The sequence below is a fragment of the Enterobacter sp. SA197 genome (assembly GCF_054131575.1).
In genome coordinates, this window is the sequence record NZ_CP096393.1 from 2,893,921 (window position 1) to 2,916,001 (window position 22,081).

Annotated in this window: 12 protein-coding genes; 5 read left to right on the top strand and 7 right to left on the bottom strand. The window is 55.8% G+C overall.

Going from position 1 to position 22,081, the window contains the following annotated elements; genetic code table 11:
* Window positions 1-374: 374 nt before the first annotated feature.
* Entirely contained in the window at window positions 375-1,118 is a 744-nt protein-coding gene (gene cutC / locus M1D91_RS13555) for a copper homeostasis protein CutC (RefSeq protein WP_437431640.1), read from the bottom strand.
* A gap of 11 nt (window positions 1,119-1,129) precedes the next feature.
* Complete coding sequence (locus M1D91_RS13560) at window positions 1,130-1,696, bottom strand: VOC family protein (protein ID WP_437431641.1); 567 nt, start codon at window positions 1,694-1,696, stop codon at window positions 1,130-1,132.
* A 198-nt stretch (window positions 1,697-1,894) separates the two neighbouring features.
* On the opposite strand from M1D91_RS13560, the gene argS reads away from it, so the two are divergent.
* From argS to M1D91_RS13585, 5 genes are all read left to right on the top strand, one after another.
* On the top strand, window positions 1,895-3,628 hold the full coding sequence (gene argS / locus M1D91_RS13565; RefSeq protein ID WP_437431642.1) for an arginine--tRNA ligase: 1,734 nt from the start codon (window positions 1,895-1,897) through the stop codon (window positions 3,626-3,628).
* A 316-nt stretch (window positions 3,629-3,944) separates the two neighbouring features.
* Complete coding sequence (locus M1D91_RS13570; RefSeq protein WP_437431643.1) at window positions 3,945-5,624, top strand: ShlB/FhaC/HecB family hemolysin secretion/activation protein; 1,680 nt, start codon at window positions 3,945-3,947, stop codon at window positions 5,622-5,624.
* Window positions 5,624-6,172, top strand: coding sequence for a toxin-activating lysine-acyltransferase (locus M1D91_RS13575; RefSeq protein ID WP_437431644.1), 549 nt, complete (start codon window positions 5,624-5,626; stop codon window positions 6,170-6,172). The genes M1D91_RS13570 and M1D91_RS13575 overlap by 1 nt, the downstream gene beginning before the upstream one ends.
* Window positions 6,165-14,723 carry a two-partner secretion domain-containing protein gene (locus tag M1D91_RS13580; RefSeq protein ID WP_437431665.1) on the top strand — a complete coding sequence of 2,853 codons (8,559 nt, stop codon included), beginning with the start codon at window positions 6,165-6,167 and terminating at the stop codon, window positions 14,721-14,723. Before M1D91_RS13575 ends, M1D91_RS13580 begins: the two co-directional genes overlap by 8 nt.
* Window positions 14,724-14,734: 11 nt before the next feature.
* Window positions 14,735-15,097 carry a hypothetical protein gene (locus M1D91_RS13585; protein ID WP_437431645.1) on the top strand — a complete coding sequence of 121 codons (363 nt, stop codon included), beginning with the start codon at window positions 14,735-14,737 and terminating at the stop codon, window positions 15,095-15,097.
* Between the two features lie 214 nt (window positions 15,098-15,311).
* On the opposite strand, the gene bglB is transcribed toward M1D91_RS13585, so the two are convergent.
* The 5 genes from bglB to flhB all read right to left on the bottom strand — a co-directional run bounded on the left by bglB (window position 15,312) and on the right by flhB (window position 21,926).
* Window positions 15,312-16,451, bottom strand: a complete 1,140-nt coding sequence (bglB, locus tag M1D91_RS13590; RefSeq protein WP_437431646.1) for a beta-galactosidase BglB — start codon at window positions 16,449-16,451, stop codon at window positions 15,312-15,314.
* Window positions 16,452-16,461: 10 nt separating this feature from the next.
* Window positions 16,462-18,039 carry an MFS transporter gene (locus M1D91_RS13595; protein ID WP_437431647.1) on the bottom strand — a complete coding sequence of 526 codons (1,578 nt, stop codon included), beginning with the start codon at window positions 18,037-18,039 and terminating at the stop codon, window positions 16,462-16,464.
* A 272-nt stretch (window positions 18,040-18,311) separates the two neighbouring features.
* Window positions 18,312-18,707 (bottom strand): flagellar protein FlhE, encoded by a 396-nt coding sequence (flhE, locus tag M1D91_RS13600; protein WP_437431666.1) that lies wholly within the window; start codon window positions 18,705-18,707, stop codon window positions 18,312-18,314.
* Window positions 18,707-20,785, bottom strand: a complete 2,079-nt coding sequence (gene flhA / locus M1D91_RS13605) for a flagellar biosynthesis protein FlhA (protein ID WP_437431648.1) — start codon at window positions 20,783-20,785, stop codon at window positions 18,707-18,709. Before flhA ends, flhE begins: the two co-directional genes overlap by 1 nt.
* The gene (flhB, locus tag M1D91_RS13610) at window positions 20,778-21,926 is read right to left on the bottom strand and encodes a flagellar biosynthesis protein FlhB (protein WP_437431649.1); all 1,149 of its coding nucleotides are present in this window, start codon (window positions 21,924-21,926) and stop codon (window positions 20,778-20,780) included. The genes flhA and flhB overlap by 8 nt, the downstream gene beginning before the upstream one ends.
* Window positions 21,927-22,081: the final 155 nt, after the last annotated feature.

Below are 22,081 nucleotides of genomic sequence, written 5' to 3' on the forward strand. Positions count from 1 at the left end.
GGAGAGCGAACGCCGCTGCGGGCCGGAAGATGCAGGGGAAGCCTTCTCCACAATAGTCCGGTTTGCAGCAACGCAGCGAGCACCCTGAAGTTTACAGAAGTAAATGACCGGGGCGAGCGAGGAGAGCGAACGCCGCTGCGGGCCGGAATATGCAGGGGAAGCCTTCTCCACAATAGTCCGGTTTGCAGCAAGGCAGCAACGCAGCGAGGACCCGGGAGTTTACATAAGTAAATGACCGGGGCGAGCGAGGAGAGCGAACGCCGCTGCGGGCCGGAATATGCAGGAGAAGGACAAAAAAAGACCCCTGTTGAAATTGCAGGGGCCTGGTACAAATAAGCATCATATTGGGCGACATGATGCTGCGGTAAAATCGGTTACTTCGCGTGACGGGCTATTTTTGCCTTCATCGCCGCGACGGCGTCGCCATCCACCCGGTAACGGGAGTACTCATCCGCTGTGGGGTCTGCCGACATCGATAATCCTGGGTTGCGATAACGCATAGGGGACGGTGTTAGTTGCCCCGCCGAGCTGTGTAGCTCCCGGATGCCGGCAGTCAGGAAGCAATCCAGATTGCTTTCTCTTACTCCTGCACCCGCTATTATTATTGGAACACCTGAACGGCCATTTAGTTCCGTAATTAATGAAATACCTTTTTCGGCACCAGACTGCTGACCCGATGTCAGAATGCGTGCCACACCCAAATGGCCCAGAATATCAGCGGTTTGATAAGGGTCAGCACACATATCGAAAGCACGATGAAATGTCACTTTCATTCCCTGTGCGGCATGCATAATCTGCTGCATCCGGGTCACATCGACGTTGCCCTCTTCGTCCAGTACCCCCGTGACCAGCCCTGGAAAGCCCAGTTCACGCATGACCTGAATATCTTCCAGCATGACGGCAAACTCTTCGGCGTCGTAACAAAAATCGCCACCGCGTGGGCGCACGATAGGATGTACCGGAATGGTCACCGTCTGGCGAACCCGTTTAAGCACCCCGAGTGACGGCGTCAACCCGCCCTCCTTTGGTGCCGCGCACAATTCGATACGGTCGGCCCCATGACGCTGTGCCGTTAATGCGCAGGCTGCGCTGTAACAACAGATCTCCAGTAACGTCATTTTTCCTCCTTTCAGGCTTCCTGCTCGCTGGCTACAATGGCCTCAATGCTCCAGGGGTGAAACTTCACCGTCACTTTACCGTCTGTCACCGCCAGAGTGGGATTAGGCAGACGCTCGCGCTCTCCCCTGGGTGAGCTGGTTTTCACAAAAATGCCCGCCTGACGCAATCCCTCATCGGACAGCAGCGCCAGCGCGCGAGCGTTGAGCGTTTGCGGATCGCCCGGTAGTACAATCTCAATGTGCTCCCACCCCTCATGCGGGTAGCGCTTTTCCCCCGGCCACGGCAGTTCAACCACGCTAAAACGCCAGTGGGCAACACAAACGGGCTCGCGCAATCTGAACAAACAGATAGGGCGACCATTAATCAGGGTTTCAGATAGCAGTTCACCACACTGCTCAAGACCGCGACGCCAGCGTTCAGCCGTGGCGTTCTGGTGGCAGCGTAACGAGATGTGGTCAGCCTCAAGCGGTGCAATGTCCAGCCCAAGGCGTGTTATTAGTTGGGAAAAGTCAGCGCTAAATCGTGGCAGGTCTGCGCAAATGTCCTTCAGTTCTTCGAGTGTCTGCCAGGTGGCCATATGTGATATCCGTGCGGTGAGTAAGGCGGCTAATCTACCCTGTTCTGCTCCACAGACCAACCGTGACACCCAATCATTAACCACTGCGGTTCCCCTGCTGACGACATGGGGCAATTGCAGTATACTCCCGCCTTTCATAATCAACACCCGGACGCAGCCGCACTCGTGCGTGTTGTGTCGACAATGTAAGGTATCCCGGTGAATATTCAGACGCTTCTCTCAGAAAAAGTCAGTCAGGCGCTCATTGCCGCAGGCGCGGCAGCAGATTGTGAACCTCAGGTTCGTCAGTCAGCTAAAGTCCAGTTTGGCGACTATCAGGCTAACGGCGTGATGGCGATTGCTAAAAAACTGGGTATGGCCCCCCGACAACTGGCAGAGCAGGTTCTGACCCATCTCGACCTCAACGGGATTGCCAGCAAGGTTGAGATAGCGGGCCCTGGTTTTATCAATATCTTCCTGGATCCCGCATTCCTTGCCGCGCACGTCAGCGAAGCGCTGAAGTCAGACCGTCTGGGCGTTGCAAAACCGCAGCCGCAAACCATTGTGATTGACTACTCTGCGCCAAATGTGGCCAAAGAGATGCACGTGGGCCACCTGCGTTCAACCATTATTGGTGATGCAGCCGTCCGTACTCAGGAGTTTCTTGGTCATAAAGTGATCCGTGCGAACCATGTGGGCGACTGGGGCACACAGTTCGGCATGCTCATCGCCTACCTGGAAAAACAGCAGCAGGAAAACGCCGGTGAAATGGCGCTGGCGGACCTCGAAGGCTTCTACCGTGAAGCCAAAAAACATTACGACGAGGATGCCGAATTCGCCGAACGCGCCCGTGGCTACGTAGTGAAATTGCAGGGCGGCGACGAATACTGCCGTCAGATGTGGCGCAAGCTGGTTGACATCACTATGGGTCAGAACCAGATTGCCTATCAGCGTCTCAACGTGACCCTGACCCGTGACGATGTGATGGGTGAAAGCCTCTACAACCCGATGCTGCCCGGCATCGTGGCCGATTTAAAGGCCAAAGGACTTGCGGTGGAGAGCGAAGGCGCAACGGTGGTCTTCCTTGATGAATACCAGAACAAAGAAGGCGAACCTATGGGAGTCATCATCCAGAAGAAGGATGGCGGCTACCTTTACACCACCACGGATATCGCCTGTGCGAAATACCGTTACGAAACCCTGCATGCCGACCGTGTGCTCTATTACATCGACTCACGCCAGCACCAGCATCTGATGCAGGCCTGGACCATCGTGCGTAAAGCCGGTTACGTGCCGGAAAGCATTCCGCTGGAACACCATATGTTTGGCATGATGCTCGGCAAGGACGGTAAACCTTTTAAAACCCGCGCTGGCGGTACCGTAAAACTGTCCGATCTGCTGGATGAAGCACTGGAACGCGCCCGTCGCCTGGTGGCAGAGAAGAACCCGGATATGCCTGCCGATGAGCTGGAAAAACTGGCGAACGCCGTGGGTATCGGTGCGGTGAAATATGCGGATCTATCCAAAAACCGTACCACGGATTATGTGTTCGACTGGGACAATATGCTGGCATTCGAAGGCAACACCGCGCCTTATATGCAGTATGCCTACACCCGCGTGCTGTCCGTGTTCCGTAAGGCCGGAATCGAAGAGAGCGCCCTGCTCAACGCACCGGTAATGATTGCAGAAGATCGTGAAGCACAGCTGGCAGCCCGCCTGCTGCAGTTTGAAGAGACGCTGAGCGTGGTTGCCCGCGAAGGGACACCACACGTGATGTGTGCCTACCTCTACGATCTGGCGGGCCTGTTCTCCGGCTTCTACGAGCACTGCCCGATCCTCAGCGCCGAAAGCGAAGCGGTGCGTAACAGCCGTCTGAAACTGGCGCTGCTGACCGCGAAGACCCTGAAACTTGGGCTGGATACTCTGGGTATCGAAACCGTCGAACGCATGTAACAGGTCTCTTTTACATTGAAAACCGACAAGCCGTAGCGGGTGACGCTACGGCTTTTTTATTGCGCCTTTTGACCGGAAATCATCCGTCTTTTCCCTGTACGCTTTTTAACCACCCTGCGCTTTACCTTCTGTCCCACACGCCCATATAGCCTGTTTTTGGCTAACTTTAAGAAATCCTACCAGTTTTAGGGGTATCCAGACTCGGAATGGTCCGAAGTTTTAGGACTATTCCCCCTTTCGTCGTAACGCAAATAACTAAACAATTTTACAAAAAATCACATTAGATCCTTTTTACTTACACGGCACGGAATGACCGATGACTCTAAGACGTAATCTCGCCTTCATAATTTCGGCGACAGCCCCTTTTTCTGTTGTTTACAGTGTTCATGCTGCCCCTCCTGAAGATCAGTTCATTATTCAGCAGCAGCGCCAGAGAGCGCTGGAACAACAAATTACGCCACCGACACCGGATGTCAGGTTAACGGAACCCACTTCCAGCTTTGGCCGCATCCCCTTCCCCACTGAACGCCCGTGCTTCCCGATTAATCGCGTTGAGCTGAGCGGGCAGGATGCGCTGCCACACTGGTTACCGCTACAACGCCTTGCGGACCAGGCTCAGGGCCAGTGCCTGGGCGGGAAGGGAATCAATCTGTTGATGAGTACGCTGCAAAACAGACTGGTCGATCACGGGTGGATAACGACCCGTGTTCTGGCTCCGTCTCAGGATTTGAAAAGCGGAACGTTAAAACTGGCGATTGTGCCAGGCTACGTGCGCCAGGTGAAACTCACGCCTGAAAGCGATAACTATATCCAGCTTTACAGCGCCTTCCCTGCCCATGAGGGCAATCTGCTGGACTTACGCGACATCGAACAGGGGCTTGAAAACCTGCAGCGCCTGCCCACCGTCGATGCCAGTATGGAAATTCTTCCGGGTGATAAGCCGGGTGAAAGCGATATCGTTATCACCCGTAATCAGCGCAAAATGTGGCGTCTCGGGTTGTCGCTTGACGATTCTGGCACGGAAACCACCGGGCGCTATCAGGGCGGAGCGACCCTCTCGCTGGATAATCCCTTCTCACTGAGCGACCTGCTGTATGTCTCGGCCAGCCATGACCTGAATGACAGTGGCGGGAAAGGCAGCAAAAACGTTACCGCGCACTATTCGGTGCCGCTGGGTTACTGGATGTTTGGCATTACCGGCAGCGATTACGATTATCACCAGACGGTGGCCGGGCTGAACCAGGACTACCGTTATAGCGGCAAAAGCAAAAACCTTGATGTCCAGCTTAGCCGCGTGCTGCACCGCAGCGGCTCGCAGAAAACCACTTTCACTTACGATGTGCTGGCACGCGAAACCCGTAACTACATTGATGATACCGAAGTTGGTGTACAGCGCCGCCAGACAGCAGCCTGGCGTCTGGGGCTACAACATCGTCACTATATTGGCCAGGCTACGCTGGATGCTGGCGTCAGTTACCAGCGCGGGACCCGCTGGTTTGGCGCCCAGCCTGCGCCGGAAGAGTACACCGGTGATGCCACTGCGCTGAGCAAAATCCTTGTTCTCAACAGCCAGCTCGATCTGCCTTTCGACATCGCAAACCAGCACTTTCGCTACAACGTGCAGTATCAGCGGCAGGTCAGTAACACGCCGCTGACTCCACAGGATCAATTCGCCATTGGTAACCGCTGGACGGTACGTGGGTTCGATGGCGAACGCACGCTTAACGCCAGCCACGGCTGGTATGTACGTAACGATCTGGGCTGGAGCACACCGCTGCCTAATCAGGAGTTGTATATCGGTGCTGATTACGGCGAAGTCGGCGGTTACAGCTCAGATTACCTGATTGGTAAACACCTGGCAGGCGGCGTCCTGGGCCTGCGTGGCAGCGCTTTTAATACCGCCTATGACCTGTTTGCTGGCACGCCTTTCTCGAAACCGGACGGTTTTCAAACCAGTTCCGTTACCCTGGGTTTCAACCTGAACTGGAGCTGGTAATGCGCATTGGCGAGTACAACATCAAGGCTCCGCTGTTTCTCAGCGAAGAGGAGAACGAAGCCGAGGTGCTGGGGGCAAGCGTCTGGCTGTGGATGCACTCACCCATGCATCGCGATGCCCCGCTTCATGCGCTCCCCACACTGCTGTTACCGATTATTAAACGCCGTCAGTACGTGCTCGTTGCACGGGACGCCGAACCTGTTTTCTTTCTCAGCTGGGCCTGGCTTGATGAGGAAGCGGAAAGCCGTTTCCTTACCCGTCCGTCGATTGAAATGCGTGAAGCGGACTGGCAGAGCGGCGACCGTCTCTGGTTTTGTGACTGGATAGCGCCGTTTGGCGATACCGTCGCCATGCATAAGCTGATGCGTAATGACTTTTTCTCCGGGCACTGTGCCCGCGCACTCTATCACCGGGGTGCCGAGCGCGGTAAGCGCGTAGTGATGTTTCATGGCAACCAGATAAGCCGTGAAGACGCGCACGAGTGGCGGCGGAAACACCCGCTCACCGTCAACCTGCCGGAAGTGTTTAAAGGAATGAATGATGAATAAGAACCTGTACCGTATCGTCTTTAACAAAGCGCGCGGCATGCTTATGGTCGTGGCCGATATTGCCCGCTCTGGTCGTGCGGGTTCCGCACGCGCCTCCGGTATTGGCCATACCCATAGCCGTCTGGTATGTAAGCTCAGTGCCATGAGTCTGAGTTTGTGGCTGGCGATGGGGGTCATACAAACGGCGCAGGCCAATATTGTCGCGGATGTCAACGCCGCGAAAAATCAGCAGCCAACCGTGCTACAAAGCGCTAACGGCACGCCGCAGGTCAATATTCAGACACCGTCAGGCGCAGGGGTTTCGCGCAATAATTACACCCAGTTTGATGTGAATCAGCAGGGGGTCATCCTCAATAACTCGCATAAAAATGTGCAAACCCAACTGGGCGGGATGGTTGCAGGTAACCCCTGGCTTGCTAAAGGCGAAGCGAAAGTCATTCTGAACGAAGTCACTGCCCGCGATCCCAGCAAACTCAACGGTATGATTGAAGTGGCAGGCCAGAAAGCGCAGGTCGTCATTGCTAACCCGGCGGGGATCACCTGTAACGGCTGCGGTTTTATTAACGCCAATCGCGCCACCCTGACCACCGGCCAGGCCCAGCTGAACAATGGCAATCTTACAGGCTATAACGTTGAACGCGGCGAAGTGGTGGTTGAAGGTGCCGGGATGGACACCACCGGCGCCGACTATACCGATATCATCGCCCGCTCAGTAAAGGTCAATGCCGGATTATGGGCCAACGATCTTAAGGTCACCACAGGGCGTAACAGTGTTAACGCGGCCCATGATCAGGTCACCAAAGGTGCCGATGAGGCCAGTACACGGCCACAGCTGGCGGTGGATGTCTCCAGCCTTGGCGGCATGTACGCCGGCAAAATTCGTATGATCGGCACCGAAACGGGGGTGGGTGTGCGCAACGCAGGCGCAATGGGCGCGCAGGCGGGCAGCGTCACCCTCACCGCGGATGGTCGCATCGAAAACAGCGGGACCGTCCGTGGCAGTGAAGATGCCATCCTGCAAACGGCAGGCGAGTTTCGTAACAGTGGCATCGTGACGGCGGGAAATAACGTGCAGGCGCACGCGGCGACCCTCACCAGCGACAGTAACAGCGTGCTGGCAGCCGGGGTGGGAAATGACGGAAAACTGGGTTCTGCGGGCGAACTGCAGCTATCCACCGACGGCCAGCTTAACGCGCATGGCCAGACGCTGGCGGGGGGAACGGTCGCCATTTCGGGTCAGGGCGTCGACCTGAGCGGCAGCCAGACGCAGGGCAAACGGATGTTACTGAACGCCAACAGCGGTGATCTCAGCACCCGACAGGCCCGTGTTAACGCCAGCGAACTCTCTGCCAGTACCGCCGGAACCGCCAGTAATGACGGGGGTAATCTCAGCGCTGATACACTCAACCTGAGCGCCCGGCATCTTTCTAACCAGAAAGGCACTATTGTCCAGAGCGGAAAAGGTACTCTGACGGTTGCGTTACCGGGAAAACTCGATAACCAGCAGGGACAGATTGCCAGCAATGGCGATCTGAATGTCACCGCGCAAGCCCTCAATAACAATGGGGGACAACTGCTGGGCGTGGAGGGAAATACGCGTCTGAACACCGGCTCGCTGGACAACACCGCAGGCCTGATTTCTGCGACCGGCGGTGACAACATCATTCAGAGTCGCGATGCGGTCAACAACACCGGTGGACGCATTGAGGCTGCCCGTACCCAGCGCCTTGAAGCTACCGGGCTGAACAACCAGAACGGGGTCATTGTTGCCCGGGGTGCCAGCCTTGCGCTTCAAAACGGGGACTTTAACAACCAGTCAGGCTCCCTGCTCTCTCAGGGGACGCTCGACATTCAAAGCGGCGATCTCAATAACCAGAGCGGCTTTCTTGCCAGCAACGGTGCATTGACCTTCTCCGGCGGCGATGTGGATAACCGTCTCGGACAGTTTGGCACTGACGACACGCTGAATGCCCACTTCGGCACACTCACCAACCAGCAGGGCGCGCTGACAGCCGGCACCGGCATGACCTTAGACGGGGAGAGCCTGAACAACGATAACGGCGGCCTGATACACAGCGGTGGCGCGCTTGATGCCCGCGTCGCCACCCTTACCAACCAGCAGGGCGCGCTGAAAGCCGGCACGGGCATGACCTTAGACGGGGAGAGCCTGAACAACGATAACGGCGGCCTGATACAAAGCGGCGGCGCGCTCGATGCCCGCGTCGCCACCCTTACCAACCAGCAGGGGGCGCTGAAAGCCAGCACGGGCATGACCTTACGCGGGGAGAGCCTGAACAACGATAGCGGTGGCCTGATACAAAGCGGCGGCGCGCTCGATGCCCGCGTCGCCACCCTTACCAACCAGCAGGGGGCGCTGAAAGCCGGCACGGGCATGACCTTAGACGGGGAGAGCCTGAACAACGATGGCGGCGGCCTGATACAAAGCGGCGGCGCGCTGGATGTCCGCGCACAACGTATCAGCAACCGCAACAGTGGTGACACGGGGGGCATCCTCTCTCTCGGCGAGACCTCCCTGAATGCCGATGCACTGGATAACAGTAACGGCGTGGCCTACTCCGGCAATGCGATGACGCTGCGCGGGCAGACGCTTGATAACACCGCCGGGCAACTGGTGGCAAACGAAGGCCTTACGCTCAATCCGGCGTTGACGCTGAATAACCAGTCCGGGCTGATACAGGCTAAAGGGATCCAGGCCACCACCGGTGTACTGAACAATGTCGATGGTACCCTGAACAGCCTGGGTGAGCTCAACCTTGCCGCCGACACGCTTGATAATCAGGCGGGAACCCTGGCGGCCACGGGAAATGCAGTCATTGCGGCCGCCCGACTAACTAACCGCGACGGCGGACGGGTGATCGGTGAAGGCCAGACAACCATTAAAACCGATAGCCTTGCCAACAATAATGGTCAGATCCAGTCCGTTGGCGATTTAATGGTTGAGAGCGCGAAAGGCGTGGTAGATAACACCGCCGGCCTTATCCGCAGCGGGAATGACCTCAGCCTGGATGCCGCTACTCTCACTAACCAGAACACCCTGACCGACAATAAAGGTCTGGAGGGGCAGCGCGTCAGCCTGAAGACCACTACGCTTGATAACCAGCGCGGCTCTCTTCTTGCCAACGAGGCACTGGAAATTCAAAACACCGGTGAACTGAACAACAGTGGCGGTGCGCTGGCCGCCACCGGCGTGCTGGAGGTGAGCGGCGAAACGCTCTCCCTCATCAACCGCGACGGTACGCTCAAAGCCGGTAAAACGCTGAAAGTGGATGCCGATAGGCTCGATGGCAGCGGCCAGCTTTTGTCCCTGGGTGATATGACGCTACACAGCGCACAGGCTTTTGACAACAGCGGGTCAACTATCGCCAACGGCACCCTTGACCTTACGACTCAGGGTGACCTTACCAACAGCGGCAAACTGCTGGCGGGTAAGGCGCTCAACGTCCAAAGCGATAACCTGACTAACACCCAGGACGGCGAAATCAATGCCGGTCGAAACACGCTCACCACCACTGGTACCCTGCTTAACCGCGGCCTGATTGACGGCGGTTACACGCGCATCAATGTCGACACCCTGACCAATATCGGTAGCGGACGTATCTATGGTGACGCCATCGGTGTCAATGCCACGACCTTCAGTAATCTCGCGGAAAATGGCACGGCGGCCACGCTTGCGGGACGGGAGCGCGTTGATCTTGGCGTCAACACCCTTAATAACAGAGACCACGGCTTAATCTACAGCGCCGGAGAGATGGAGATAGGTGGCACTCTCGATGATAAAGGGGCAGTGACCGGGCAGGCAGCGACTATCAATAACCATAGCTCTACCATCGAATCGGCTGGCGATATGGCCATTAACGCTGGTCAGATCAATAACATCAACGATCGCTTCTCAACCGAGATCGTGACCGTTTCACAAGAGCCGCTGACGGAGTATCAGCACTCCGGCTCAACCAACCGCTGGAAAGCGGGCACGGAAAATGTCTTGGTAGATGGCAACTCTTCAGACGGCTTACGCAACCTCAGCACCCCGGAGCGCCCAGGCGGCGGTCATGATAACTTTAACCAGTATGACTATACGCGCACGGTTGAAGAGACCCGCATCAAAGAGAGCGATCCGGCTAAAATCCTCGCTGGCGGAAACCTGACCCTTAGCGGTGACACGCTGAACAACGATAAGAGCCAGGTGATTGCTGGCGGTACCCTGAGCACCGACGGTCTGAAGAGTCTGCGCAATGAAGATGTGACCGGCGAACGTCGGACAACGGATGTGGGCACGGTAACCCATTACTATCGCATCCGTCACAAAGGCGATGATGAACAGGGTCGCGACAGGACGAACTACACCCCGCCGACCGCCATCCAGTCCATCAAACTTAAACCCGGACAACTGATCAGCAACGGCACCGTCGACGGGAGCAATCTCACCCTCTCGCCGCTGGTGTCGCAGGCGACACATGTGACCATCGCCCGAACGGCAGATGTCGCCACCGGGCAGACCGAAGTGCCTGTCGCGCCACCGCAACAGTCGGTTTCTCCTGATGAACCTGTTACGCCTCCAGCCGGGCAGCAGTTTGAAGTGAAGCCAGCAGGTGGCCTTATCCGTATCGTTGGCCCGAACACCAGGCTACCGGACAATAGCCTGTTTAAGGTTAATCCGGCAGCCGATGTGCCGTTTTTGGTCGAAACCGACCCGCGCTTCACAAATGAAAGAAACTGGCTTGGCAGCGACTACATGCAGAAGGCCTTCAGCGATGATGGCGACAACACGCAGAAGCGCCTCGGCGACGGCTACTATGAGCAGCGCCTGGTGCGTGAGCAAGTCATCGGCGTGACGGGGCAGCGTTATCTTGACGGTTATTCCAATGACGAAGAGCAATATAAGTCATTGATGGATAGAGGCATTACATTCGGCAAACAGTACGATCTCAAGCTGGGGGTAGCACTGACGCCCGAGCAGATGGCGTTGTTAACCGGCGACATCGTCTGGCTGGTCAACACCCGCGTGAAGATGCCGGATGGTTCAATGCAAACGGTGCTGGTGCCGCAGGTGTATGCCAAAGTTAAACAGGGCGACATTGACGGCTCCGGCGCATTAATTGCAGGCAACAATGTTTCGCTGAAACTGAACGGCAGCCTGTTTAACAACGGCACCATTAGTGGCCGCCGCGTGCTGCAGCTTGACGCCGATAACATCACCAATCAGGCAGGGACTATCCGGGGGGCAGATGTCAATCTTCTGGCCCGCACCGATATTACTAATAATGGCGGCACGGTGGTTGGCGAGAACAGCGTAGTTGCGAACGCCGGACGCGATATCACACTCACCACCACCACGGCCAGCGCAGAAAGCGTTAATGGTGAAAACCGCTTTAGCCGCACCACTATCGACAGCGTGTCGGGGATCTATGTGCAGGGTGAGGACGGGAAGCTGGCGCTACAGTCCGGCAGGGATATTACGCTACGCGGCGCGCAGGTTATCGCCAGCGGAGAAAACGGCAAAGCACAGCTGGTGGCCGGCCGCGACCTCACGCTCGACACCGTGACCACCGCCCGCAGTGACAATCTCATCTGGGACGCTGACAACACTCTTCGGCAGAGCAGCCTTGAACACAACGGTACGACCGTTAATGGTAACGGCGGCGTAACTCTTGCAGCGGGTAATGATATCGCCGCTTACGGCGCGGCGGTGAAGTCCGATGGCACCCTGGCGCTGCTTGCCAGGAATGATATCAAGGTCTCCGGTGTGCTTAACGAAAACCAACTCGACGAACGGCACAAAGTGACAGGCGGTAACGGCTGGCTGTCAAAAACCACCCGTACCACGCGTGACACCATAGATCGACAGAGTGTTCAGGGCAGCGAGCTGAGCGCAAACATGCTGAAAATCGATGCGGGTAATAATGTGACCGTTGCGGGCAGTAGTGTGGTCGGCACAGGAAATGTTGGCGTGCGCGCCGGCAACGATTTAACCCTGACCACGATGGGGGGACGTAATGAAGAGACGCACCTTAAACAGGAGAAAAAATCGGGCCTGCTGAGTTCGGGCGGCATCGGTTTCACGGTGGGTTCACGTAAAGAGACTACCGAGCAGGCAAGCCAGGCGCTTTCCGGCCAGGGCTCAATGGTTGGCAGCCTGCAGGGAGACACGGTATTGCTGGCGGGCAATGACTATCGCCAGACCGGCAGTACCGTCGCGTCGCCTGAAGGCAATGTGGGCATCCAGGGTAAAAACGTCACCATTGAGGCCGACGAGAACACCTACGCGTCTCAATACAAACGTACCCTGGAGCAAAAAGGCTTTACGCTGGCCGTCAACGTGCCGGTGGTGCAGGCAGTACGCGGGGCAATTCAGAGCACGCAGAATGTGGGCAAGAGCAATGACGATCGCATCAACATGCTGGCAGCCGCCAACGCCGCATGGGACAGCGCCCGCGCGGCCAGTGCAATGATGAATATGTCGCAAGGTCTGATGGAAAACGGCGCCCAGGCGGCGGCGCAGAACGTCAGCGTGTCGCTCACCTATGGCCAAAGTAAACAGACTAATACCGAAAACACCAACAGCACCAGCGCACTGGCAAGCAAAGTCAACGCCGGGCAAAACGCAGTGGTGGTGGCGACCGGTGGCAAGCAGTCGGACATTAACATCATCGGCTCTGATGTCAGTGGCAAGCAGAGTACGACTCTGTTTGCTGACAACGACATCAATATCGTGGCCGCGCAGCAAGAGCGCCATGAACGCAGTGATAATAAGTCCAGCGGCTGGAACGCAGGCGTTGCGGTGAGCTATGGTCAGGGTGGTGCTTCGTTTGGCGTCACGGCCGGTGCCAACAAAGGCAAAGGCTATGGCAACGGGGATGAACGCTCCTGGCGTAACAGCCATGTCGGGGATATGGACGGGCAAACTACCCTCACCAGCGGCGGCACGACCACCCTGCGTGGCGGTCAGCTACTGGGTAAAGGGGTCGATATTACCGCCCAGGATCTGAATATCGAAAGCCTTCAGGACACCATGCAGTATGACGGGAAACAGATGAACGTCGGGGGTCAGGTCACCGTGGGCTACGGCTTTGCCGCCTCCGGTAACTACGGGCAGTCTAAGGTGAACGCGGATTACGCCTCCGTGCAGGAGCAGTCCGGAGTCTTTGCCGGTGCTGATGGCTATAATATTAATGTTAAAGACAATACCGATCTGGTCGGCGGGCTTATTACCTCCAGCGAGAGCGCAGAACAGGCGGGTAAAAACCAGTTCAGCACCGGCACAATCAGCTGGCGTGATGTTCATAACAACGCTGATTATGAAGGCAACGGCTTTGGCGTTGGCGGCTCAATGAGCATGAACACGGATATGGGCCTTGGCAAAAATGCGGCACCACAAAGTAGCAAAACCGTGACGGATAAAGACGGGAATACCCATCTTGCGGACGGCTATGCCTCCCTGGACAGAGATATCACCTTTGGCATTGGTCATGACAGCGGTAGTGAGAACTCAGTTACCCGTAGCGGCATCAACACGAGTAATGTCACTGTCACCCGTCCTGATGCGCAGCAACAGGCCGTTGATGGTATCAAAACCGACATCACGACCGAGACCGCCGCCGCCAACTCCGGTCGTCTTGAACATAACTTCGACAAAGACAAAGTCCTTAAAGAGCTGAACCTGCAGGTTCAGGTGACCCGCGACTTTAAAGAGAACGCCAACCGTCAGATTGGGGTGCTGCTGGATGACAAGCAAGCAGCCGCCCGCAATGAACTGCAAAAAGCGATTAAGTCAGGTGACGTGGCGAAACGCGATGCCGCACTGGATGAGATTTATAAAATTCAGTATCAACGCCGCCTGCTGCAGACCGTCGTTGGCATCGTCGCCGGCTCCCCGGATGCCGCTATCACCCAGGGCACCCTTGTCCTTGCTGCAACCAAACTGCGTGAAGAGACAGCCAGAAACTCAATGCTGTCGCCGGGTGTGGTCGATAAATCTACTGGTAATGTGCTAAGCAACATATCAGCGGTAAGTGGCGCCTATGATGGGCTGAAACTCGGCGGCGTAAGGGTTGGCTTAGATATCATTTGCGGCTCAAATAATGAACGCTGTGATACTAAAAAAGACGCGAACGGTAAATTGGTGCTTGATTATGATGCTGAAGGACGCGTGAAATACAAAGGTGATATCAATCACCCGACGTTAACCTCTCTACTGGAAGATAAAGAAATCGCGGCTGGACTTTATGGCTACACGGGCGGGCTTCAGGGTGTCGAGGGGCTTTTTGGCGACACGCCTTATGCTCCCGGCACGCTGAAAGGCGATTTCTTCGATACCACGGTGGAAAGCTTCGCCGGTTCACACGATTTCATCGGCGGCCAGTTACCGGGCTTCTATGATGAAACAGGTAACACCTCCCGTAACCGATCGGATTTCACCAAAGTTGCGGCAGAAGTCTGGACCTATGCGGCGCTTCCGCAGGCTGCACCTTTCGCATTAAGCGAGGTAGTCTCACCGGAACTGCTGGAGTTCATTTTCGCAACCAACAAATAACAGGATAAAACATGGTAAAGATGTCAGGCATTATCGCGAGTCTGTTTATGTTATCCGGCTGTGTCGTTGCGGATTTGGACTCGTCGAATTACAGGTACGTGCCCTGGGTACAGGTATTTCAGAAGCCGGAGGCATCGGGCCGCACCAATGAGGCTCAGCGTAAAGCCGATCTGTACAGCTGTGGTGTTGATCGTAAGGAGAATCTTGACGATCCGCAATGGAGTCTGAATACCACCAACCCTGGTGAGACGTACGAGCAATCCGTAAAACGAAGGGATAAAGTAATAAGTTGCATGGAAAGCAAAGGCTACAAGGTTTACGGCTTTGACCAGTGCGGCCCGCTAAAAAAACCTACCGGGTTATGCCCGAACTAATCGGCCAGTCAATCCCCTGCTAACCTGCAGGGGATTTTTTTACCTACAACACCGTGCCTCTCATCCCCTGCCTGACAAGCAACGAGCGCCGCTGCCGCTTACTGGCAGCAAAGTTAAAATAGAAAGTATGTTGTAACTAAAAGTGTGTCGCGCTGACCGATATACAAAAAAAAATCCGTAACCCCGCAGGATTACGGATATGTCGCCGGCCCCGTCAAAAATACTTGCGCAGGTATTCCGTCAGGCACAACATGGCCATAGCCTGACCATAGGGCATGGAGGTCAGCGGGATCTGGCGATAGAAGTCTAAATCGCTCCCCATCCCGGTACCAAAGGAGACCTGCAGCAGCTCCCCTTCTGCTGAGATGTTCTGCACCACCGCCTTGATTGCTTTCTCAGCCACCTGCGCATATTCCGGTCCGACATAGCGCTTGCGAACGGCTTTAAGGATGCCATAGGCAAACCCGGCGGTGGCGGACGCTTCAAGATAAGAGTTCGGATCGTCAAGCAGCGTATGCCACAGTCCGCTCTCATCCTGGCACTTCGCCAGCGCGGCAATCTGGGCATTCAACACCTGCACCAGATAACGGCGCACGGCGTTGTTTTCCGGCAGATCCACCAGCTCCAGGAAGTCCGGGATGACAATCGTCAGCCAGCTATTACCCCGTGCCCAGCGGGCGTGGGCAAAGTTATGGTTGCCTTCATAGCTCCAGCCGTGAAACCACAACCCCGTCTCGCGGTCCATCAGATTCTGCACATGCAGCAGGAACTGATACACCGCTTCTTCAACGTAATCCGGGCGATTAAGCAGCTTGCCGATTTTCGCCAGCGGCAGGACGGTCATCATCAGCGTGTCATCCCACATCTGCTGATGGTTCTCTTCCGCCAGCGTAATGTGCTGCATGCCGCCGTGCTCGGTGCGCGGCATTTCGCTCATCGCCCATTCAGCCCAGGTTTCCAGCCACGGCAAATAACTGGCCTCACCGGTTTCTTCGTAGCGATACGCCAGGGTCAGGAACGGCGCCATAGTGTTGACGTTTTTGGTGGTCGCGCCTTCAGCGAAACGATCGGCAAACCAGCTGTCGATAATATCGCGAACGGTTTTATCCCCCGTCTGACGGTAATACTGATACATGCCATAAAGTCCGACACCGTGGGTCCACTCCCACCCTGCCCATCCTTTGGTATCAATCACGCGTCCATCATCAAGCCGCAGTAAAAACTCACCAGAGGTATCATGAATATTAACCAGATTATGCGTCACCTTCTGGATCAATGCTTTAAGCTCATCGCGGGCGATAAAACGCTCGGGCTGGCAAAGTAACGGGCTGTGTTTAACAGGCCAAACCTTCATATTCTTAACCTCAGTTGTAAGTCGATTTCAGTGACGCGCGTTCTTTCAGTGACGGCGCGGCAGGTTTATTACGATTCAGATAGCCAATGTTGTTATTGCCCCACAGGGTGTCATACGGCATACCTGCCAGCATTTCGACGGTCGCACGGGCTTCAGGCGTTGCGGTTTCCGGCATGGCGCGACCGGAAGAACGCATTTTTGCCGTCTCTTCACGCAGGATGCTGTGGGTTTTCAGGTTCAGTTTGAAGCGCAGGGAGACCAGGAAGCCGCAGCACAACACCGCCACCGTGCCAACGCTTAAGATAAGCAGAATGGTATGGCTGACTTCTGGCACCTGAGTTTTCTGCCCGGAGACAAATCCGGACATCTGCATCACAATCCCCACCAGCATCACCGCACCGGCCTGAGACGCTTTACGGGTCAGGGTCATGATGCCCGCGAAAATCCCTTCACGACGCTGACCGGTGACCACTTCATCAATATCAGCAATGTAGGTATAGGTGTTCCACGGTACGTAGTTGATACCGCCACGGCCCAGGCCCGCGACCGCAGAAATCAACAGCAGCAGCGAGTAGACATCACTCAGGCCTGCCCAGTAGAGCACCGCGTAAGAGACTGCACTCAGACCAAACAGCACCACCACCATGCGGTAAGACGGCGCAGGTCCGAAGCGGATGCACAGCGGGATCATGGCGATAACGGCAATGAACTGGAAGATGGCCATGGTGCCCAACAGGCTGGAGGCCATAGAGGCTTCCTGCATCAGCACGAAGACCACGTAGTAGGTAAAGACCGCGTTAAAGACGTCCTGGGCAATATAACCGCCGAGGTACATGCCAAGGTGCTGACGGAAAATTTTAATGCGCAGCGTCGAGCTTAATTCCACGAACAGACGGCTCATGCTCTGACTAAAGGTCAGGCTTTTCTTCTCTTCTTCTGCACGCAGCGCGGCTTCAGTCCAGTCTTCACGCGGACGCTCCCAGGTAAAGCACCAGACAAAGGTCAGCATGATGGCGCACAGTACGGAGAAGACGAGGCTTGCATAGAAGAAGGAGATGGGGTTGTCTTTACCAAAATGAGCCAGCAGGATGCCCGGCAGGAAAGAGGCCAAAATAGCCGACATCTGCGCCATTGAGATGCGCGCACCCGAGAATTTGGTTTTCTGTTTAAAGTCATCGGTCATTTCCGGCACCAGGGTTTCGTAGGGTACCAGGATCATGGTGTAGACGATGTCAAAAATCAGATAGGTCACCAGGTAATACCAGAAGTTCATGTCCCCTACCCACATAATGGAATAGCTGAACACGCAAGGAATACCCAGCATGATAAAGAATTTGCGACGCCCAAAACGTTTACCCAGCCATGTTGACCCGAAGTTGTCGGTCAAAAAGCCCATCAGCGGACTGACAACGGCATCGAGTACCCTTGCGGCGGCAAAAATAAAGGTCGCTTCGATAGGTGTTAACCCGCAAAACGTTGTGTAGAAGTACAGAAGCCATGCAGCGGTCAGTGCCGTGGTGCCCGCCCCCAGAAAATCGCCTGAGCCGTAGGCGAGATAGTTAGCTAAACCAATTTTACGTGTTTTCATTGCCGTTAACCCTGTTCATTAGTGAGGGACCTCTGGCAATCCTTTCGCCAAAGGTGGTTCTTACACGGCTAAAGTAAGAGTATGCGCATTCTGAAACCTTCCTGTTTCTGCCACCAAAGTGGGCACAATGGCAAAAAAGCAAAGAGTCTCATTACGTGCGTCACTGATTTATAAAACAGTGTTTCTACTGCTTCAAAAGTGAGGGTCAAAATTTGCGAGCGAGTCATCATAATCCATGAAAAGAGAACGATGACTGCTGAAAAGACGAGCGTTTAGCGGTAGTTAACGATGACCTGATTACTGCGAACGTTCAGCGCGGGTATCAAACGTCCCCCGCCAGGAACCTCCCAGACAAAGCGCATAGGTTCAATAGCCGGTACACCGGCAAAGCCTACGGTGCTCCCGCTTTGACCATCAAGCTGAACACAGCGGGTCTGTGAGCAGAGGCGCACATTTAATCCCGCCGGTGTTGGCCCGTTAAGTTCATAACGCCAGACGACAAGGGTCATCAGCCCGTTGACAGGCTGGGATGGCGCAAGCACACGCGATGACGCAGCCTGCCCCCGGTGACTTAAAATAATACCTACGCTGCTGTCCTGCCAGGCGCCTTCACCGGCAGCCTGGCCGAACAACGGTATTAACAGAAGCAGGCCCGCGAGGCGTCGCATCATTTACCTCCGATGGTCGCCGTCATACGGATATGGCGATTATCAGACATTTCAAGATTCGACAGTACCACCAGCTGAGGCAGGCTACGACGCAGGAACCGCGACAGCAGCGGACGCAACGCATGGTTTACCAGCAGGACAGGCGGCGCGCCCATCATCTCCTGGCGTGACAGCGCTTCCTGAGTCTGGGCCAGCAGACGATCGGCCAGACCCGGCTCCAGCCCGCCACCGCCCTGCAACGCCTGGAGTAACAGACGCTCAAGCGGGGTATCGAGGCCAATGACCTGCACCTCGCCCGTGCCAGGGAACCACTGTTGGGTGATAGCTCGGCCGAGCGCAACGCGTACCACGGTCGTCAGTTCGTGCGGATCGTTTTGTACCGGCGCATGTTCGGCCAGGGTTTCCAGAATGGTACGCATATCGCGGATCGGTACTTTTTCTGCCAGCAGGTTTTGCAGCACCTTGTGCAGGGTGGTCAGCGTTACCACGCCCGGCACCAGATCTTCCGTGAGTTTCGGCATCTCCTGGGTCACGCGATCCAGTAGCTGCTGCGCTTCCTGGCGCCCAAACAGCTCAGGGGCAAACTGACTGATCAGATGGTTAAGGTGTGTTGCGACCACGGTACTGGCTTCCACCACGGTGAAGCCCTGAATCTGCGCCTGCTCTTTAAGGGCGCTCTCAATCCAGATAGCGGTCAGACCAAACGCCGGATCTACCGTCTGCTCGCCCGGCAGCGTGCCTGCGGCGGTGCCAGGGTTAATCGCCAGCCAGCGTCCCGGATAGGCTTCACCGCTGCCTACCTCCACCCCTTTCATCAGGATGCGATAGCGCGCCGGTGGCAGGTCCATATTGTCACGAATATGGACCACCGGGGGCAGGAAGCCCATATCCTGGGCAAATTTCTTGCGGATACTGCGGATACGTCCGAGCAGCTCGCCATCCTGCTGGAAATCGACCATTGGAATCAGGCGATATCCCACTTCCATACCGAGCGAGTCTTCCAGTTGCACATCGTTCCAGGTGGCTTCAACAGCCTGGGTGTTTTCCGGCATTTTGACCGGTGCGACTTCCGCCGGTGCTTCCTGCTCCTTGCCCCGTAGCCACCAGGCAAGGCCCAGCAATGCCCCGGTGAACAGCAGGAAGACAAAGTTCGGCATACCGGGTACAAGTCCCAGCAAACCAAGCACGGCGGCACTGAGCAGCATGACGCGCGGGTTGGTGAAAAGCTGCCCCACCATCTGCTGGCCGACGTCCTGATCGGTGGCTACACGCGTAACGATAACGCCTGCCGCCGTCGAAATGACCAGCGCCGGAATTTGTGCGACCAGACCGTCACCGATGGTCAGCAGCGTATAGCTTTCTGCCGCGTGGCCTACGTCCATACCATGCTGCAACACGCCCACCAGCAGGCCGCCAATCACGTTGATAACCATAATCAGGATGCCTGCAATGGCATCCCCACGCACGAATTTACTCGCACCGTCCATTGAGCCGTAGAAGTCGGCTTCCTGAGTCACTTCAGAACGGCGGCGCTTGGCCTCATCTTCACCAATCAGGCCCGCGTTAAGATCGGCATCAATCGCCATCTGCTTACCGGGCATACCGTCAAGAACAAAACGCGCACCGACTTCCGCAATACGTCCGGCACCCTTGGTAATAACCATGAAGTTAATGATGACGAGGATGATGAACACCACGATACCAATCGCGAAGTTCCCCCCGACCAGGAAGTGGCCGAACGCTTCGACCACCTTACCTGCCGCCGCACCGCCGGTATGCCCGTCCATCAAAATAATACGCGTGGAGGCCACGTTCAGCGCAAGGCGCAGTAAGGTGGTGAACAGCAAAATGGTGGGGAACGCAGCAAACTCCAGGGTTTTCTGGGTGAACATTGCCACCAACAGCACCATGATCGACAGCGCAATGTTAAAGGTAAAAAGCAGATCCAGGATGAATGATGGCAACGGCAATACCATCATCGACAGGATAAGCAGGATCAGTATGGGTCCTGCCAGAATCTGCCATTGCGTTGATTTCAGGTTGGCCGGCAGGCGCAACATGGAGACCAGATTAGCCATCAGTATCCTTCTCGTTCAAAAAATCCAGCGCCTCAGGCACAGGTAAATTTGCAGGTTTAACCGGCCGCTGACCGCCCGTCAGACGCCAGCGTTTCAATTGCCATACCCAGGCCAGCACTTCGGCAACGGCCGCATACAGCTGCCCGGGAATTTGTTGACCAATTTCAGCATGGCGATAAAGCGCACGCGCCAGCGGCGGCGCTTCAAGCAGCGGAATTTTGTTTTCCGTACCAATTTCACGAATGCGCAGCGCAACGAGACCGGAGCCCTTCGCTACCACTTTTGGCGCACTCATTTTGTTCTCATCATATTGCAACGCGACGGCGTAGTGGGTCGGGTTGGTCACAATGACATCCGCTTTAGGCACGTCGGACATCATGCGGCGACGCGCGGCATCACGCTGCAACTGCCGGATACGACCCTTAACATGGGGGTCGCCTTCCTGCTGTTTAAATTCATCACGGATATCCTGACGCGACATGCGTAATTTTTTAATGTGGCTGTATATCTGGAAGAAGACATCAAAGCCGACCATCGGGATAATCGCCAGCACCACCAGAATGCAGCACATGCCAGCAATATTGAGCGCGCTGGCCATCGCGGTAACCGGCGCTTCCGTCATCAGTCGCATCACGTCCGGCCATTTATGCCATAAATAGAGCCCGGCCACGCTTCCCATCAGCAGCGCCTTCATGACCGCTTTCACCAGCTCAGCGACCACCTGTGCCGAGAAGAGACGTTTGATGCCGCTAAGCGGATTCAGTTTTGAAAACTGAAACTGTAACGATTTCCCGCTGAGCACCAGTCCACCCAGCATCAGTGGACCCACTATAGCCATGATGACAACCCCGCTGATAAGCGGCAGTAACGCAAACATTGCATTTTTGATCAGCAAAATTATCTGACTGAGGATCAGATTCGGATCGTTGACAATGTTGTGGTCAAAACGTAACCCCGCCGTCAGCATCATCGACAAGCGACGTGCAAAGTCCTCCCCACCCATCCAGATAATGCTGACACCCACCAACAGAATCAGTACGGAGGTCAGCTCTTTCGATCGGGGAACCTGCCCTTCTTCTCGCGCCTTTTCTAGTCGGTGCGATGTGGGGGCTTCTGTTTTGTCGTCGCTATCTTCTGCCACGGCTTAAATCCACGGGTGGAGGTTTGACGACATATTGCCAGAGTCAAGTCTGTCTAATGGGCGGAGTAAGGCATAAAAACGGGGGGTTTTCGCGATTTGAGAAAAGCGAATCACAGCAGGGAGAGAAAAATGTCTCCTGTCTGAATGTGCAATAG

Bases quoted from the DNA above. Each gene is read 5' to 3' on its own strand.
- cutC (WP_437431640.1), bottom strand. From the start codon at position 1,118: ATGACGTTACTGGAGATCTGTTGTTACAGCGCAGCCTGCGCATTAACG.
- M1D91_RS13560 (WP_437431641.1), bottom strand. From the start codon at position 1,696: ATGGCCACCTGGCAGACACTCGAAGAACTGAAGGACATTTGCGCAGAC.
- M1D91_RS13570 (WP_437431643.1), top strand. From the start codon at position 3,945: ATGACTCTAAGACGTAATCTCGCCTTCATAATTTCGGCGACAGCCCCT.
- M1D91_RS13575 (WP_437431644.1), top strand. From the start codon at position 5,624: ATGCGCATTGGCGAGTACAACATCAAGGCTCCGCTGTTTCTCAGCGAA.
- M1D91_RS13580 (WP_437431665.1), top strand. From the start codon at position 6,165: ATGAATAAGAACCTGTACCGTATCGTCTTTAACAAAGCGCGCGGCATG.
- M1D91_RS13585 (WP_437431645.1), top strand. From the start codon at position 14,735: ATGGTAAAGATGTCAGGCATTATCGCGAGTCTGTTTATGTTATCCGGC.
- bglB (WP_437431646.1), bottom strand. From the start codon at position 16,451: ATGAAGGTTTGGCCTGTTAAACACAGCCCGTTACTTTGCCAGCCCGAG.
- M1D91_RS13595 (WP_437431647.1), bottom strand. From the start codon at position 18,039: ATGAAAACACGTAAAATTGGTTTAGCTAACTATCTCGCCTACGGCTCA.
- flhE (WP_437431666.1), bottom strand. From the start codon at position 18,707: ATGCGACGCCTCGCGGGCCTGCTTCTGTTAATACCGTTGTTCGGCCAG.
- flhA (WP_437431648.1), bottom strand. From the start codon at position 20,785: ATGGCTAATCTGGTCTCCATGTTGCGCCTGCCGGCCAACCTGAAATCA.